Consider the following 13,732-nt stretch of genomic DNA (forward strand, 5'->3'; position numbering starts at 1 on the left):
GGCCGGGCCGTGCGCACACGGCCCTCCGGCCCGGCTCCGTCCCCCGCGGGCCGTGCCGCGCGGGTCCGCAACCCTGTTGCACGCCGCGCCGTCCACCGGCCAGACTCGGGCGATGCGCGCCGAAGAGGAACTGCCGTTGACCGGCGGGAACGTCAGCGAAGGCATCGTCCGCGTCGGAGACACCGTCCGCCGCCCCGCCGGGCCCTGGACACCGGCGGTGCACGCGCTGCTCACCCATCTCCACGAGACCGGCTTCCGGGCCGCTCCCCGCCCGCTCGGCATCGACGACCGGGGCAGGGAGGTCCTGACCTTCGTGCCGGGCGGGACGATCTGGCCGGACCGGTTCGCCCTGGTGGACCCCTCGGCCGCGCTGGCGCGTGTCGCGCGGCTGGTCCGGGACTTCCACGACGCCGTGGCCGGTTTCACGCCTCCACCGGACGCCCGGTGGAACGCGCTGATCCCGGCGGACGGAGCCGAGATCATCGCCCACCACGACCTGGCGCCGTGGAACCTCGTCGCGGACGGCGACGAGGGCCTGGCCTTCATCGACTGGGACAACGCCGCCCCGGGCACCCGCCTGTGGGACCTCGCCTACGCGGCACGGGGCTTCGTACCGCTGTCCGCGCACCCCCACTGGCAGCGCCCCGACGCCCCGGAACGGCTTCGCCTCTTCGTCGACGCGTACGGCCTCGACGAGACCGGGAGGCGCGCGCTGGTGCCCCTGCTCGGCCGCCGTACGCGCGCCATGCACGACTTCCTCCGCGATCAGGCCGCCCGGAACAACCAGCCCTGGGCGAGGCACTGGGCGGAGGGACACGGGGACGCCTGGCGGAGCGACGCCGAATACGTCGAGCAGCGCGAGGAACGCTGGCTCCGGGCCCTGCTCACCGGCTGAGCGCAGGGCCCCCGGCCCCGGCGGGGGGTCAGCCCACGCGCGGATAGCCCAGCAGGTGCAGACGGTCCTTGCGGTCCGTCCAGCGGAAGACGCCGATGCCGGACGTCTCCGCCTCCGGCAGCCGGGTGTTCGGCGGCAGCGCGTCGACGCTCCAGGTCGTGAAGCTCATCGAGACGGGGCCGACCCCGCCGTCCAGCGCCTCCGCCGCGTCCCGCGCGGTCGTCGCGCCGTACGCCGTGCCCCCGTCGGTCACCGAGGCGAGGGTCAGCAGTGCCGAGCCGCCCTCGTCCTCGAAGCAGAACCCCTTCTTCGCCTCCAGGTCGAAGGCCAGGTTCCCCGCCACCAGATATCCGCCCGACGGGGAGACGACGGCCTGCGGATAGCGCCCGGGCTCTATGGCCGGGGTGTGGCACTCCACCGAGACGACCGGCTTCCCGCTCGCCGAGTCGTGGACCGTCCACAGCTGGTGGGTGGCGGCCCGCTTCGTGCCCTTGGCCGGCTGCCACTTCGCCAGGACCAGCCCGGGTGCCACGGACGTCGGTACACCCGAGAGGGGATCGGCGCCCTTCGGGGCGTTCTGCCTGCTGAACCAGCCGCCCCGCACCCAGAACTCGCGTACCCCGCTGAGCAGCAGCCCCTTCGCCGTCTGGCCGCGGACCTCGGTGAGCTGCTTGCAGGCACCGCAGCCCTTCGGGTACGCGACCGAGGACGCGGCGATCTCCGAGACCTCGCCGCTGACCGGGTCCACGACCGCGCTGTCCGCCCGGCCGCCGCTGATCAGGATGCCCGGCCCGGTCGCCGTGACGGCCGGCGCGCCGGTCCACGGCACCTCGACGCGCCGCCGCTCGCCGTCCACCGTGTCGTACACGTCGAGCGAGACGAAGGTGTGGGAGGGGTCGAGCCCGTCACCCGCCTTCCCGTAGGACCAGGTCACGAAGAACTCCTGGCCGTCCTTGGCGACTGTGAGCAGTTTCGGGAAGCGCTCCGGGTCCGCCGGCCGCCAGGCGTCACCGCTCCAGTCGGCCCGGCCGGTCTCCGTGTCGAGGGTCCGCAGGCGGTACCGGTCGTCGGGCGCCCGCACCAGATAGGCCAGCCGGCCCGTCGTGTTCGAGAGGGCGTAGTCGGGTCCGGCGCCGACGATCTCCCAGCCGCGCTTCGTCGTGTAGGCGGGCGGGACCGACAGCTGCGTCGCGGGACCGGTGCTCTTCTTCGCGGGCTTCTTCGCCGGCTCGTCGTCCTCGGAGCCGCCACCACCCCCGCAGGTCGCCAGCAGCAGGAGCAGGGCCAGGACGAGCACTCCGCCCACGAGGGTCAGGCGCACGATCCTCTGTCTCATGGTCCCCCCGATGAACCGGTCCCCGGGCCGTCCCCCGACGCGGCGGCGATCAGCGTAGCAACGGGCCCGGGACGAAGAGCAGTTCGGTTCCGTACCCGTTCCGTCCCGATTGTGTGCCGGACCACCGGACTGCGGAGCGGGCTCCCGCTGCGCCTACAATTCGGCGGTGAACGCCACCCTCCCCACCGCGGAAGCCCTGCGCGCGGCGCTGGCCGACCTGCTCGACGGGCTGCCCCCGAAGCAGGCCGCGCAGGCCGTCGAGCGGCTGATCGCCAGCTACCGCGGGACCACCCCCACCGACGCCCCGGTCCTGCGGGACCGCTCGGACGTCGCCGCGTACGCCGCGTACCGGATGCCCGCCACGTTCGAGGCCGTACGCTCCTGCCTCGCCGCACTCCGCGAGGCCGCGCCGGACTGGACGCCCGCCACGCACACCGACGTCGGGGGCGGCACGGGCGCGGCGAGCTGGGCGGTCGCCGGGGCCTGGGAGGGGCCGCGCACCACCGTCCTGGACTGGGCCGAACCCGCCCTCGCCCTCGGCCGTGAACTGGCCGCGGCCTCCGGCAGCCCCGGGCTGCGGGCCGCCGCCTGGGAACGGGCGCGGATCGGCAAGGAGCTGGAGCTCGCGCCCACGGACCTGGTGACCGTGTCGTACGTCCTCAAGGAGCTCAGGCCCGAGGACCGGGGGGCGCTGGTGGACGCCGCCGCGGCCGCCGGGCAGGCCGTGGTGATCGTGGAACCCGGAACCCCCGACGGCTACGAGCGCGTCATCGAGGCCCGTGACCGGCTGATCGCCGCCGGGCTGAGCGTCGCGGCACCCTGCCCGCACGACGGCGCCTGCCCCATCGAACGCGGCAAGGACTGGTGCCACTTCTCGGCCCGGGTCAGCCGCTCGTCCCTGCACCGCCAGGTCAAGGGCGGCTCGCTCAGTCACGAGGACGAGAAGTTCAGCTACGTCGTGGCGACCCGCTTCCCGGTCCTGCCGGCCGCCGCCAGGGTCGTCCGCAGGCCGCAGATCCGCAAGGGCCAGGTGCTGCTGGAGCTCTGCACCCGCGACGACGGACTGGAGCGCGCCACGGTCACCAAGCGGCACGGCGAGCTGTACCGTGCCGCCCGGGACATCGCGTGGGGCGACGCCTGGCCTCCCGGGCAGAGCTGAGGCGTCCCGCGTGCCGCTCGTCCCGAAGCCCCGGTGCGGGCGTGTGGCAGGATCGCGGGATGCTGCGACTCACCGATTTCATCATCGACTGCCCGGACACGATGAAGCTCGCGGCCTTCTACGCGGAGCTGACGGGCCGGCCGGTGAAGGAAGGCAGCACCGAGGACTGGGCCGGCATCACGTTCGGCGAGATCGAGCTGGCCTTCATCCGGGTGGACGACCACCGCGCCCCGCAGTGGCCCGACACCGAGCACCCCAAGCAGTTCCACCTCGACTTCGAGGTGGACGAGATCGAACCCGAGCAGCGCCGCGTCCTCGGCCTGGGCGCGACGCTGCGGCAGGACTTCATCGGCCCGAACGGCTACGGCTGGCGGATCTACACGGACCCGGTCGGCCACCCCTTCTGCCTGTGCCGCAACAAGGGAGTCGTCTGGACCGACCAGGGCCCCGTCTGGCCCGGCCGCGACTGATCAGGCCCGCAGCTCCTGGGTGCAGCACTTCACGCTGCCGCCGCCCTTGAGCAGTTCGCCCAGGTCCATCGGGACCGGCTCGAAGCCCCGGTCCCGCAGCGGATCGAAGAGCCCCGTGGCGGCCTGCGGGAGCACCACATGGCGCCCGTCGCTGACCGCGTTGAGCCCCAGCCGGGCGGCGTCCGCCTCCTCGGCCAGCAGCGCGTCGGGGAAGAGCCGGGCCAGCACGGAGCGGCTGCCGGGGGAGAAGGCCCCGGGGTAGTACATGATCTCGTCGGCCGCGTCGTCGAGCACGCACAGCGCCGTGTCCAGGTGGTAGTAGCGCGGGTCCACCAGGTCGAGGCCGATCACCGGGCGCCCGAAGAACTCCTGCGCCTCGCCGTGGGAGAGCGGGCTGGACCGGAAGCCGCGCCCGGCCAGGAGGTACGAGGCGGTCACGGCGAAGTCGCCCTCGCCCTCGTTGACATGGGCCGGCTCGTGGATCTCGGTGTAGCCGTGGTCCCGGAACCACTCCCGGTGCGCCTCGGCCTCCGCGTACCTCTCCCGGTAGGCGAAGAGAGCGCCGAGCACCCGGCCGTCGATCACGGTGGCCCCGTTGGCGGCGAACACCATGTCGGGCAGGTCCGGGCGGGGGGTGAGGAGCTCCACGGTGTGGCCGAGCGAGCGGTAGCGGTCGCGGAGGTCCTCCCACTGGGTGGTGGCGAGCGGCAGGTCCACGGGCTTGGACGGGTCCATCCACGGGTTGATGGAGTACGTGACCTGGAAGTGGGCCGGGGCGCACATCAGGTAGCGACGAGGGGTGGCGTCACGGGTCAATGCAGGCTCCTCGCGAACGGCGGCCTGGGCCGCGGCACGGTGGGATGCGCACGGGGTGTGTGCGTGTGTTCATGGTGCGCCGCGCCGGGCGGTTGCGCTGTGATCCGTTCGGGTGGTTCCGGCGGCACGAAGGGGACGCCGACAAGACGATACGTATCGGACCGTGACCCTCTAGGGTGGCCGGATGGCACCTCACAAGGCTCCCGACTCCAGCCGCCGCAGCGACAGGTCCCGCCGCGCGATCCACGACGCCGCGCTCGCACTCGTCGGTGAGGTGGGCTACGCGCGGACGACGATCGAGGGTATCGCCGCCCGGGCGGGGGTCGGCAAGCAGACGATCTACCGCTGGTGGCCCTCGAAGGCGGCCGTGCTCATGGAGGCGTTCACCGACATGAGCGCCAGGCAGGCGGCGGAGGCGGCGGAGGCCGCCGGGGGCGGGGGAGAGGCGGCGTACGCGATTCCCGACACCGGTGATCTGGCCGCCGACCTCAGGCTGGTCCTGCGCGCCACGGTCGACGAGCTGAACGACCCCGCGATCGAGGCGCCCACCCGGGCACTGACCGCCGAAGGCATCATCGATCCGGCACTCGGGGCGCAATTCGTGGAAAATCTGCTCGAACCGCAGCTTCAGTTGTATGTCACACGGCTGCGTGCCGCGCAGGAGGCCGGAGAGGTCCGTGCGGACATCGATCCGCGCATCGCGCTGGAGCTCCTGATCGCCCCGCTCGCCCACCGCTGGCTGCTGAGAACGCTTCCGCTGACCCACGCGTACGCGGACACCGTCGTCGATCACGCCCTGCGCGGACTGCTGCCCCGGCCCTGAGAGCGAAGGCCGATTTCATGACATTCCGTACGTCCGTGACGACCTCTGCGCAACCGCCCGGGCACCCCGCTTGGGAACTCTGGCCACCCGAGGAGCAGGATGGTGGGACCATGGAGAGGAAACCGCTGAGGTGAGGGGATAGATGGGCGCCGATTCCGGCCGCTATCGCGGCACAGAGGGCAGGATTTCCCAGTGGCTGCGCAGGCGGCCCAAACCGCAGCCGGAGGCCGACGACGCGGCCCGGCTGGCGCTGCTCCTGGCCGTCGCCGAGGCAGGAATGCCGATCTCGCCTGCCGCGCACCCCTCCGGATACCGATGTTCGTGCGAACGCATCGGATGCCCCACTCCCGCCCGGCACCCCGTCTCCTTCGCCTGGCAGACGCAGTCCACGACGGACCGCGCCCAGATCGAGCGCTGGGCGGCCGGCCAGCCGCTGGCCAACTTCATCACCGCCACGGGCATGGTCCACGACGTCCTCGACGTCCCCCTCGCCGCCGGGCAGGCGGCCCTGGAGCGGCTCATCGCCGCCGGCGTCGACGTGGGCCCCGTGGCGCAGTCCGGCAGCGACCGGATGCTCTTCTTCACCGCCACCCGCGGCACCCCCGACGACGAGGACGAGTGGTGGCCGTGCGAGCTGGACTGCCACCCCGAGACCATGGACGAGCATCCCGGGATGCGCTGGCACTGCCGGGGCAGCTATGTCCTCCTGCCGCCCTCACGGCTCCCCGGTGAGCTGGACGTGCACTGGATCCGCGGCCCCGAGCACCCGCTGCCCGACCCGCTGACCCTGCTGGAGACCCTCACCGACGCCTGCGCGCAGTACGCCGACACGGCCGACGAGAGCGACCTCCACCACGACTCGGTGGCCTGGCCGCTCAGCCGCTGAAGCGGACCGCCGGGGTCAGGACCCCTGCGCCGCCACCAGACCGGGCAGCCGGTTCAGGACGCGCGCCTTGCCGTCCGCGTCCCCCGCGCCCTTCTTGGGCACGTAGACCAGCTGGCTGGAGACCCGCTCCTTGGTGAGGGTGCTCTTCACCTCGCCGGTGAGCAGCGCCCGTACGTCCGCCGTGACCGTGGGCCGCAGCCCCTGCGCCGCCGTCTGCCGCTCGAAGTGCCTGCTGCTGAAGAACACCAGCGCCCCGCCGTCCTCCGTCGTCAGGCCCAGCGGCGCGAACGTCCCGGAGTCCAGCGCCTGGTCGTCGAACTGGTAGGAGAAGCCGGCCCTGCGGGTGTTCTTCCGCGCGTCCCGCCAGCCCGATGTCGTCGCCCCGGGGGCGAAGACGTCCGGCGTGCCCTCCTTCAGATAGGCGGTGTACGTCTTGCTCAGCTCCGCCGGAGGGGTGGCCAGCGCGGCGTCCGTGTCCGCCGACGGCACGGGCTGCGCCGAACCGTCCGTTTCCTTGCGGAACTTCGGTACGTCGGAAGGGGCCACGACCGCCAGATAGGCGGCCTTCCACGGCGCGTCCGGCCCGGTGCGCACGAACGCCAGCAGCCAGCGGGTGTCCTGCTTCCCGCCGTCCTGGTCGCGATTGGAGTCCGTGTCCGCCAGGAACCAGCGGGGCCAGCCCGCCTTCCGGGGTATGGCGTACGAGGCGTCGGTCAGCTCCAGCGGCTTGTGCGCCGCGTTGCCCTCCGGGCTGGTCTTCTGCCGAGCGGCAAGACCGGCCTGGTTGATCGCGCCGAGCGCACCGGTCACCCGGTCCGCGTCCAGCGCCGGATCGTACGCCTTGTCCGCCTTGTTGTAGGCGGCGGTGAAGTCCGCGAGGGCCTGCGCGGCCTCGGACTTCGTCGCTCCCGGCACGACTTCCAGTTCGCCGTGCACCGTCACGCAGCCGCTCGCCGTCACGCTCATTACCGTCGCCGTCGCGAGCCCCGCCGCCAGTCGACCCAGCCTTCTCATCCGTTGCCTTCTGCGCCCGTAGATCCGTCATCCGCACTGACCGCCTGAACCCTACCGGGGCGGGGCCGACGGTGAGCGCGGGGCCGGGATACGGCCCCCAACCGTGACGCGGGCAACGGCAGTCCGGCGCCGGCGCCGGCTCAGGAGGCGCGGTGCGGCACGACCAGCGGCACCCCGGTCCGGGGGTGCGGGAACACCTCGACGGGTTGCCTGTACACCTCGCCGAGCAGCGCGTCCGTGAACACCTCGGCGGGCGGCCCGGCGACCGCGACCCTGCCCCCGTGCAGCACGACGGCGCGGTCCGCGTACGCCGCCGCCAGCCCCAGATCGTGCAGCACCACGACCACCGCGTCCCCGGCCGCGGCCCGTTCGCGGCAGATCCGCAGGACCAGTTCCTGATGGCGCAGGTCCAGCGCGGCCGTCGGCTCGTCCAGGAGCAGCAGCGGGGCGCGCTGCGCCAGCACCCGGGCCAGGGCGACCCTGGCGCGTTCGCCGCCGGACAGCGCGGAGAACGGGCGGGCGGCGAACCCGGTGACCTCCGTCGCCGCCATCGCCGCCGCGACCGCGTCGTCGTCCTCGTCCTGCCGGGCCGTTCCCGCCCAGGGCGCGCGGCCCATGCGTACGACCTCCTCGACGGGGAAGGGGAAGGCGAGCGCGGCGGACTGCGGCAGCACCGCCCGGCGCAGGGCCAGTTCGGCGGCGGACCAGCCGGTGGCCGGGCGGCCGTCGATGCGCACCTCGCCGCTGTCGGCGGGCTGGTCCGCGGCCAGCGCCGCCAGCAGGGTCGACTTCCCGGCACCGTTCGGCCCGACGAGGGCCAGCACCTCGCCCGCCCGGACGGTCAGTTCGACGGAGTCCAGCACTGGCCGCCCGCCGAGCCGGACGCCGAGCCCGGCCGCCTCCGCGGCCGGGGAGCCGGCGGCCACGGGGGAGGGTAGCTCCCGGCCCCGCGACGCGAGCAGTGCCTTGAACGGGTTCATGCCCAACCACCTTGCCTACGACGGGTCCTGCGCAGCAGCCAGAAGAAGAAGGGGCTGCCGAACAGGGCGGTCAGCACCCCGAGCGGGAGCTCGGCGGGATCGGCGACGGTGCGGGCGGCCAGATCGCCCGCCACCAGCACCAGCGCACCGCCGAGCGCGCTGCCCGGGACGAGGAAGCGGTGCCCCGGGCCGTTCGCCATCCGCAGCAGATGCGGGACCAGCAGTCCCACGAAGGAGATGATCCCGGCGACGGCCACCGCCGCGGCGGTCAGCAGCGCCACGACCAGGACGAGCACGATCCGCAGCCGCTCGACGTCGACGCCCAGATGCCGGGCGGACCGCTCGCCGAGCGCGAGCAGGTCCAGCTTCTTGGCGTAGAAGGGGGCGACGAGCAGTCCGAGCACCGCGCACGGCAGCACGGCGAGCACCTTCGGCCAGGTCGCCTGGGAGAGCGAACCCAGCTGCCAGAAGGTGATCTGGGTGATCTGCGCGTTGTCGGCGAAGAAGATGAACAGGCCGATGAGGGCGCCCGCGAAGGCGTTGACGGCGATACCGGTGAGGATCAGCGTCACCACCTCGGTCCGCCCGCCCGAACGCGAGAGCGCGTACACCACCAGGACCGTGAAGAGGCCGGAGACGAACGCGCAGACGGTGATCGTCCAGTTGCCGAGGAAGGTCAGCCCGAGCGCGATCGAGGCGACCGCGCCGACCGCCGCGCCCGAGGAGATCCCGATGACCCCGGGCTCGGCCAGCGGATTGCCGAACACGCCCTGCATCAGGGCCCCCGCGCAGCCGAGGGAGGCCCCGACGAGCAGCGCGAGGACGACCCTCGGCAGCCGTACGTTCCACAGGACGCTCTCGGCGACCCGGTCCAGCGACTGCCCGCCGAGGCCGAGGCGGTGCTGGACGGAGGAGAGGACGTCGCCGAGCGGAATGCTGTACGCGCCGAGCCCCGCGGAGAGCAGACAGCCCACGAGCAGCGCGGCGGACAGGGCTACGGTGAGGACGAACGGCCTGCCGCGCCGGGCCGGGGGCTTCCCCGCCTCCGCCTTCCTTTCCGGCTCCGCCTGCTCGGTCTGCTCCGTCTGCTCCGTCTGCTCCGTCTGCTTGGCGGCGGAGTCCTCGTACGAGGCGGTCGTCACTTTCCGCCCTCGCCTTCCGGGTAGAGCTGCTCCACGAGTTCGGCCAGCACCCGGTCGGTGCGGGGCCCGTAGTTCAGGAGCACCCCGTCGTCGACGGAGACGACCCGGCGGTCCATCCCGGCGGGCGTCTCGGCGACACCGGGGATCTTCACCAGGCCGTCGACACCGCCCACCGATTCGAGGCCCTTCGTCATCACGAGGATCGCGTCGGGTGCCGCCTCGGCGAGTGCCTCGCTGGTGATGGCGGTGAAGTCCTTCGTCAGCCCGGACGCCTTGCCCGCGTCGACGGCGCCCGCCGCTTCGAGCAGGGAACTCGCCCCGGACTCCCGGCCGCCCAGCAGATAGACGGAGGCCGTGCCGCGCAGATAGAGGAACGCGACACGGGGTCCGCCGTCCTCGCCGCGCGCGGGAATCGTCTTCCGTACGGCGGCGATCCGGTCGTCCGTGCGCGCCACGAGCTCGTCGCCCGCCGGCTTCACGCCGAGTGCTGCCGCCACCGTGGCGATCCTGCGGCCCACGTCGGCGAGCTCCTTGGCCGGTTCGACGACGACGAGCGGGATGCCCGCGTCACGGATCTGGCCGATCGCCTCGGCGGGCCCCGTCGTGGTGTCCGCGAGGACGACCGTCGGCCGCAGCGAGAGCACGCCCTCGGCCGAGACGTCATGAGCGCGGGTCACCACGGGGAGCTTCTCGGCCTGTTCGAAGGTGGCCGTGATGTCGCGGGCCACCACCTGCTCGCCGAGCCCGAGCGTGAACACGATCTCGCTGAGCGATCCGGTGAGCGGAACGATCCGGTCCGCGGAGGTGACGGTGACCTCCGTGCCGTCGGCCGAGTCCACGGTGACGGGCAGCTCCGGCGCGGGCACGGTGGCCAGGGGCTCGACGGCGTCGGCCGCGGGAGAGGCGGACCCGGCCGCAACGGGCGTGCCCGCGCCGGGGGTTCCCGTACCGCCGCAGCCGGTGAGGGCCGCGGCCAGCACCACGACCGCGGTCAGGGTGCCGAACCGGCCGGTGCGCCGTCGGGCGGCTCTTCGGCCCGCCGCGGCGGAGTACTGGGGCAAACGCACGGGTGCACCGTCCTGAGGTGTTGCGGGGGCGGAGTGACGGAGGGGTTCCGGCAGACGCTGGAATGATATTAGGTTAGCCTTACCTCACTTTCTAGCCCTGGAGGGCCCCCATGCAGTCGTCCGTATCCGCCCGCGCGCTCTGTGTCGCGCTGTTCGCGGTGCTGCTCGGAGCGCTGCTCCCGGCCACCGCCGCGCAGGCGGCGGGCCGCACGGTGCAGGGCGGCAGGCTGGACTGGGGCATCAAGTCCTCCTTCCAGAGCTATGTCACCGGGTCCATCGCGCAGGGCAGTTGGAGCCTGAACGGAGGAGCCGCGACGGTCGGCGGGAGCCAGTTCCGCTTCCACTCCGCCACCGGCTCCTACGACCCGGCGAACGGCGCCTTCACGGCCGGGTTCTCGGGCGGGGTCCACTTCGTCGGCCACCGGCAGGACGACGGGAGCAATCAGCTCGACCTGACCATCAGCCGCCCCACCGTCCGGATCTCCGGCGGCGCCGGGACCCTCTACGCCGACATGGTCAGCAAGGAGCGGGGCAGCGGCCGGGTCACCAAGTCGTCCCAGGTGCCCCTGGCCACCCTCGGCCTCTCCGGGATCGACATGAGGGGCGGCTCCACGCCCGTCGCCCTCACCAACATCCCGGCGACGCTGACGTCGCAGGGCGCGAGCGCCTTCGCCGGCTACTACGCGGCCGGGACACCCCTGGACCCGGTCAGCCTCTCCGTGGACACCGAGGCTCCTGCCGCCGCGAAGCAGCCGTCCAGGTCCGCCGAGCCCTCCCCCTCGCCCTCCGCCACGAAGAAGAGGGAGAGCGCGGGACGCTTCGAGGACGCCGTCGTCGACTGGGGAGTGCGCCGCACCTTCCGGGAGTACGTCACCGGCTCCATCGGCCGGGGGAAGTGGACTCTGTCCGGCGGAGCCCAGGACGGCGGAGCCCTCTTCCGCTTCCCGCAGGGGAAGGGCACGTACGACGCCGGGAAGAAGAAGCTGGACGCCTCCTTCGCGGGCAGCGTGCGCTTCACCGGGGCCGACGGTCTCGACCTGGAACTCGCGGGGTTCGCCGCGCGGGTGGCCTCCGGCAAGGGCACGCTCCTGGCGGACGTCACCAGTGGCGGCACCACCGACGAGGGCGTCCCGCTCGTCACCTTCGCCGCCAAGGACTTCACCCCCGAGGACGGTCTCGCCGTCCTCACCGAGGCCCCCGCGACCCTGACCGCCGACGGCGCCAAGGCCTTCGGCTCCCTCTACAAGGCGGGGACCGCGATGGACCCCGTCTCCCTCGCCGTCGCCGTCGACGCGAAGGCGGAACTCCCCGCGCTGCCCGACCTGGGCAGCGAGGCCCAGCCGTCCGCCGCGCCCGCGACGCCGGCCGCCGCGACCCCCGCCGCCCGGCCGGCGGCGGAATCCGGCTCCCTCACCCCGTACGCCGTCGGGGGCGTGGCCGCGCTGATCGCGGCCTGCGCCGCCGTGCTCCACGCGGCCCGCAGGCGCCGCGGGACACGCAACACCTGACCCCCCTCTCCCTCCCATCACTTACGCGCACCAGGAGTCATTGCCATGGCAGCCACCCGCCGCCCCATAGCCCTTGCCGCAGCCGTCGCCACCGCGGCCGCTCTCGGCGCGACCCTCGCCCTTCCCGCGTTCGCGGCCGACGGCACGACCGCCGCGGCCCCGGCCTCCACCATGGAGCTGACGGACGGCACGCTCGACTGGGGCTTCAAGGAGTCCTTCCGCAGATACATCGGCGGTGCGGGGACGATCACCGTCAAGGACGGTGCCACCCAGGCGGCCGGCAACGGCGTCTTCACCTTCGGCAACGGCAAGGGCACCTACGACACCACCACGCACGGCACCGACACCGCCTTCGACGGCAGCGTCAACTTCAACGCCCACGGCGGTGTCCTCGACATCACCCTCTCCGACATCAAGGTCTCCACGAGCGGCACCACCGGTGCCATCACCGTCGACCTGAAGACCCCGCAGGGGACCGAGGACGACGTCGAGTTCGCCGAGCTCGACCTGTCGGGCGTCCGGCCCGGCCAGGGCGACGGCGGCGCCATGGTCTTCAAGGACATCCCCTCGAAGCTGACGAAGGCCGGATCGGCGGCCTTCAACGGGATGTACGCGGAGGGCGAGGCGCTCGACCCGGCCACCCTGTCGGTCAAGGCGGTCACGACGCCCCCGACCGAGGAGCCGACGAAGGAGCCGACCAAGGAGCCCACCGAGGAGCCGACGAAGGAGCCGACCAAGGAGCCCACCGAGGAGCCGACGGCCACCCCGACGGAGCAGCCCACCACGCCCGCCTCCCCGAGCCCCTCCGCCTCGGCCACCACCCCGGCCGCCGCGCAGGGCGAGCTCGTCGACGGCACCCTGGACTGGGGCGTCAAGGATTCCTTCCGCACGTACGTCACCGGCCCGATCGCGAACGGCAAGGTCGAGACGACGGGCGGTGCCACCGCGTCGGACGCGGGCTACCGCTTCCCCGACGCGACCGGCAGCTTCGACGCCGACGAGCAGACGCTGGACGCCGAGTTCGAGGGCACGGTCCGCTTCCTGGGCCACAAGGAGGGCGACGCCTACACGCTCGACCTCTCCCTGACCGGGCTCGAGGTCCGGGTGGAGGACGGTGCGGGCACCCTGGTCGCCGACGTCTCCAGCAAGGACCGCGAGACCAAGAAGGTCACCACCTACACCGACCTCGCCCTCGCCGACCTGAAGCTCCCCGGTGGTGAACTCGCCGCGAAGGACGGTGTGGTGACCCTCTCCGGCGTACCGGCCACGCTGACCGCCGACGGCACGAAGGCGTTCGGCGGCATGTACACCAAGGGCACCGCGCTCGACGCGCTGACCGTCTCCGTGGCCCTCGACGAGGACGCCGAACTCCCGGGCGCCACTGGTGGCACCGGCGGTTCCGGCTCCACGGGCTCCACGACCGGCGGCAGCGGCTCCACCGGCGCCACCGTCGGCGGGACCGTGGGCGGCTCGGCCTCCCTCGCCTCCACCGGTGCCGGCCTCCCGGCCGGAGCGCTGATCGCGGCCTCCGGCGTGGTCGTCGCCGCAGGCGCCGGAGTGGTGATCGCGGCGCGCCGCCGGCGTACCGCCTGATCCGTTCGACCCCTCCGCCCCGTCCCCGGGCCGCACCGGCAGT

General features: G+C 73.2%; 12 protein-coding genes and 1 pseudogene. 7 read left to right on the forward strand and 6 right to left on the reverse strand.

The annotated features are described in order from the left end of the window. Positions 1-112: 112 nt before the first annotated feature. The gene (locus AMK10_RS11195) at positions 113-895 is read left to right on the forward strand and encodes a phosphotransferase enzyme family protein (RefSeq protein WP_073747512.1); all 783 of its coding nucleotides are present in this window, start codon (positions 113-115) and stop codon (positions 893-895) included. Positions 896-923: 28 nt separating this feature from the next. Here AMK10_RS11195 and AMK10_RS11200 read toward each other — a convergent pair whose 3' ends face one another. Further along, the gene (locus AMK10_RS11200) at positions 924-2,231 is read right to left on the reverse strand and encodes a hypothetical protein (RefSeq protein WP_073747514.1); all 1,308 of its coding nucleotides are present in this window, start codon (positions 2,229-2,231) and stop codon (positions 924-926) included. A 166-nt stretch (positions 2,232-2,397) separates the two neighbouring features. Here AMK10_RS11200 and AMK10_RS11205 point away from each other — a divergent pair, with 166 nt between their 5' ends. Both AMK10_RS11205 and AMK10_RS11210 read left to right on the forward strand, forming a co-directional pair. Next, complete coding sequence (locus AMK10_RS11205) at positions 2,398-3,390, forward strand: small ribosomal subunit Rsm22 family protein (RefSeq protein WP_073747516.1); 993 nt, start codon at positions 2,398-2,400, stop codon at positions 3,388-3,390. A 59-nt stretch (positions 3,391-3,449) separates the two neighbouring features. Then, complete coding sequence (locus AMK10_RS11210; RefSeq protein WP_073747518.1) at positions 3,450-3,860, forward strand: VOC family protein; 411 nt, start codon at positions 3,450-3,452, stop codon at positions 3,858-3,860. Here the strand turns inward: AMK10_RS11210 and ddaH are convergent. Further along, positions 3,861-4,697 (reverse strand): annotated as a pseudogene (gene ddaH, locus AMK10_RS11215) (dimethylargininase); the annotation flags it as partial. Between the two features lie 163 nt (positions 4,698-4,860). Between ddaH and AMK10_RS11220 the strand changes: the two are divergent. Both AMK10_RS11220 and AMK10_RS11225 read left to right on the forward strand, forming a co-directional pair. Next, on the forward strand, positions 4,861-5,499 hold the full coding sequence (locus AMK10_RS11220) for a TetR/AcrR family transcriptional regulator (protein ID WP_073747519.1): 639 nt from the start codon (positions 4,861-4,863) through the stop codon (positions 5,497-5,499). A 142-nt stretch (positions 5,500-5,641) separates the two neighbouring features. Continuing rightward, positions 5,642-6,385 carry a bifunctional DNA primase/polymerase gene (locus tag AMK10_RS11225; protein WP_073747520.1) on the forward strand — a complete coding sequence of 248 codons (744 nt, stop codon included), beginning with the start codon at positions 5,642-5,644 and terminating at the stop codon, positions 6,383-6,385. 15 nt (positions 6,386-6,400) lie between these two features. On the opposite strand, the gene AMK10_RS11230 is transcribed toward AMK10_RS11225, so the two are convergent. The 4 genes from AMK10_RS11230 to AMK10_RS11250 all read right to left on the reverse strand — a co-directional run bounded on the left by AMK10_RS11230 (position 6,401) and on the right by AMK10_RS11250 (position 10,588). Next, positions 6,401-7,399: a hypothetical protein gene (locus tag AMK10_RS11230; RefSeq protein ID WP_198959677.1), complete on the reverse strand. Its 999-nt coding sequence runs from the start codon at positions 7,397-7,399 to the stop codon at positions 6,401-6,403. 140 nt (positions 7,400-7,539) lie between these two features. Then, complete coding sequence (locus tag AMK10_RS11240) at positions 7,540-8,379, reverse strand: heme ABC transporter ATP-binding protein (RefSeq protein WP_073747522.1); 840 nt, start codon at positions 8,377-8,379, stop codon at positions 7,540-7,542. After that, positions 8,376-9,521, reverse strand: coding sequence for a FecCD family ABC transporter permease (locus tag AMK10_RS11245; protein WP_073747523.1), 1,146 nt, complete (start codon positions 9,519-9,521; stop codon positions 8,376-8,378). Before AMK10_RS11245 ends, AMK10_RS11240 begins: the two co-directional genes overlap by 4 nt. Beyond that, positions 9,518-10,588 (reverse strand): heme/hemin ABC transporter substrate-binding protein, encoded by a 1,071-nt coding sequence (locus AMK10_RS11250; RefSeq protein WP_073747524.1) that lies wholly within the window; start codon positions 10,586-10,588, stop codon positions 9,518-9,520. Before AMK10_RS11250 ends, AMK10_RS11245 begins: the two co-directional genes overlap by 4 nt. A 110-nt stretch (positions 10,589-10,698) precedes the next feature. Between AMK10_RS11250 and AMK10_RS11255 the strand changes: the two genes are divergently transcribed. Together AMK10_RS11255 and AMK10_RS11260 are read left to right on the forward strand one after the other, a co-directional pair. After that, positions 10,699-12,096, forward strand: a complete 1,398-nt coding sequence (locus AMK10_RS11255) for an HtaA domain-containing protein (RefSeq protein ID WP_073747525.1) — start codon at positions 10,699-10,701, stop codon at positions 12,094-12,096. A gap of 45 nt (positions 12,097-12,141) precedes the next feature. Further along, complete coding sequence (locus AMK10_RS11260) at positions 12,142-13,689, forward strand: HtaA domain-containing protein (RefSeq protein WP_073747526.1); 1,548 nt, start codon at positions 12,142-12,144, stop codon at positions 13,687-13,689. Positions 13,690-13,732: the final 43 nt, after the last annotated feature.

Source organism: Streptomyces sp. CB02058 (genome assembly GCF_001905505.1).
Lineage (GTDB): Bacteria > Actinomycetota > Actinomycetes > Streptomycetales > Streptomycetaceae > Streptomyces.

Excerpts from the sequence above, each read along its gene's own strand:
- AMK10_RS11195 (WP_073747512.1), top strand. The coding sequence starts at position 113 with ATGCGCGCCGAAGAGGAACTGCCGTTGACCGGCGGGAACGTCAGCGAA.
- AMK10_RS11200 (WP_073747514.1), bottom strand. The coding sequence starts at position 2,231 with ATGAGACAGAGGATCGTGCGCCTGACCCTCGTGGGCGGAGTGCTCGTC.
- AMK10_RS11210 (WP_073747518.1), top strand. The coding sequence starts at position 3,450 with ATGCTGCGACTCACCGATTTCATCATCGACTGCCCGGACACGATGAAG.
- AMK10_RS11220 (WP_073747519.1), top strand. The coding sequence starts at position 4,861 with ATGGCACCTCACAAGGCTCCCGACTCCAGCCGCCGCAGCGACAGGTCC.
- AMK10_RS11225 (WP_073747520.1), top strand. The coding sequence starts at position 5,642 with ATGGGCGCCGATTCCGGCCGCTATCGCGGCACAGAGGGCAGGATTTCC.
- AMK10_RS11230 (WP_198959677.1), bottom strand. The coding sequence starts at position 7,399 with ATGAGAAGGCTGGGTCGACTGGCGGCGGGGCTCGCGACGGCGACGGTA.
- AMK10_RS11240 (WP_073747522.1), bottom strand. The coding sequence starts at position 8,379 with ATGAACCCGTTCAAGGCACTGCTCGCGTCGCGGGGCCGGGAGCTACCC.
- AMK10_RS11255 (WP_073747525.1), top strand. The coding sequence starts at position 10,699 with ATGCAGTCGTCCGTATCCGCCCGCGCGCTCTGTGTCGCGCTGTTCGCG.
- AMK10_RS11260 (WP_073747526.1), top strand. The coding sequence starts at position 12,142 with ATGGCAGCCACCCGCCGCCCCATAGCCCTTGCCGCAGCCGTCGCCACC.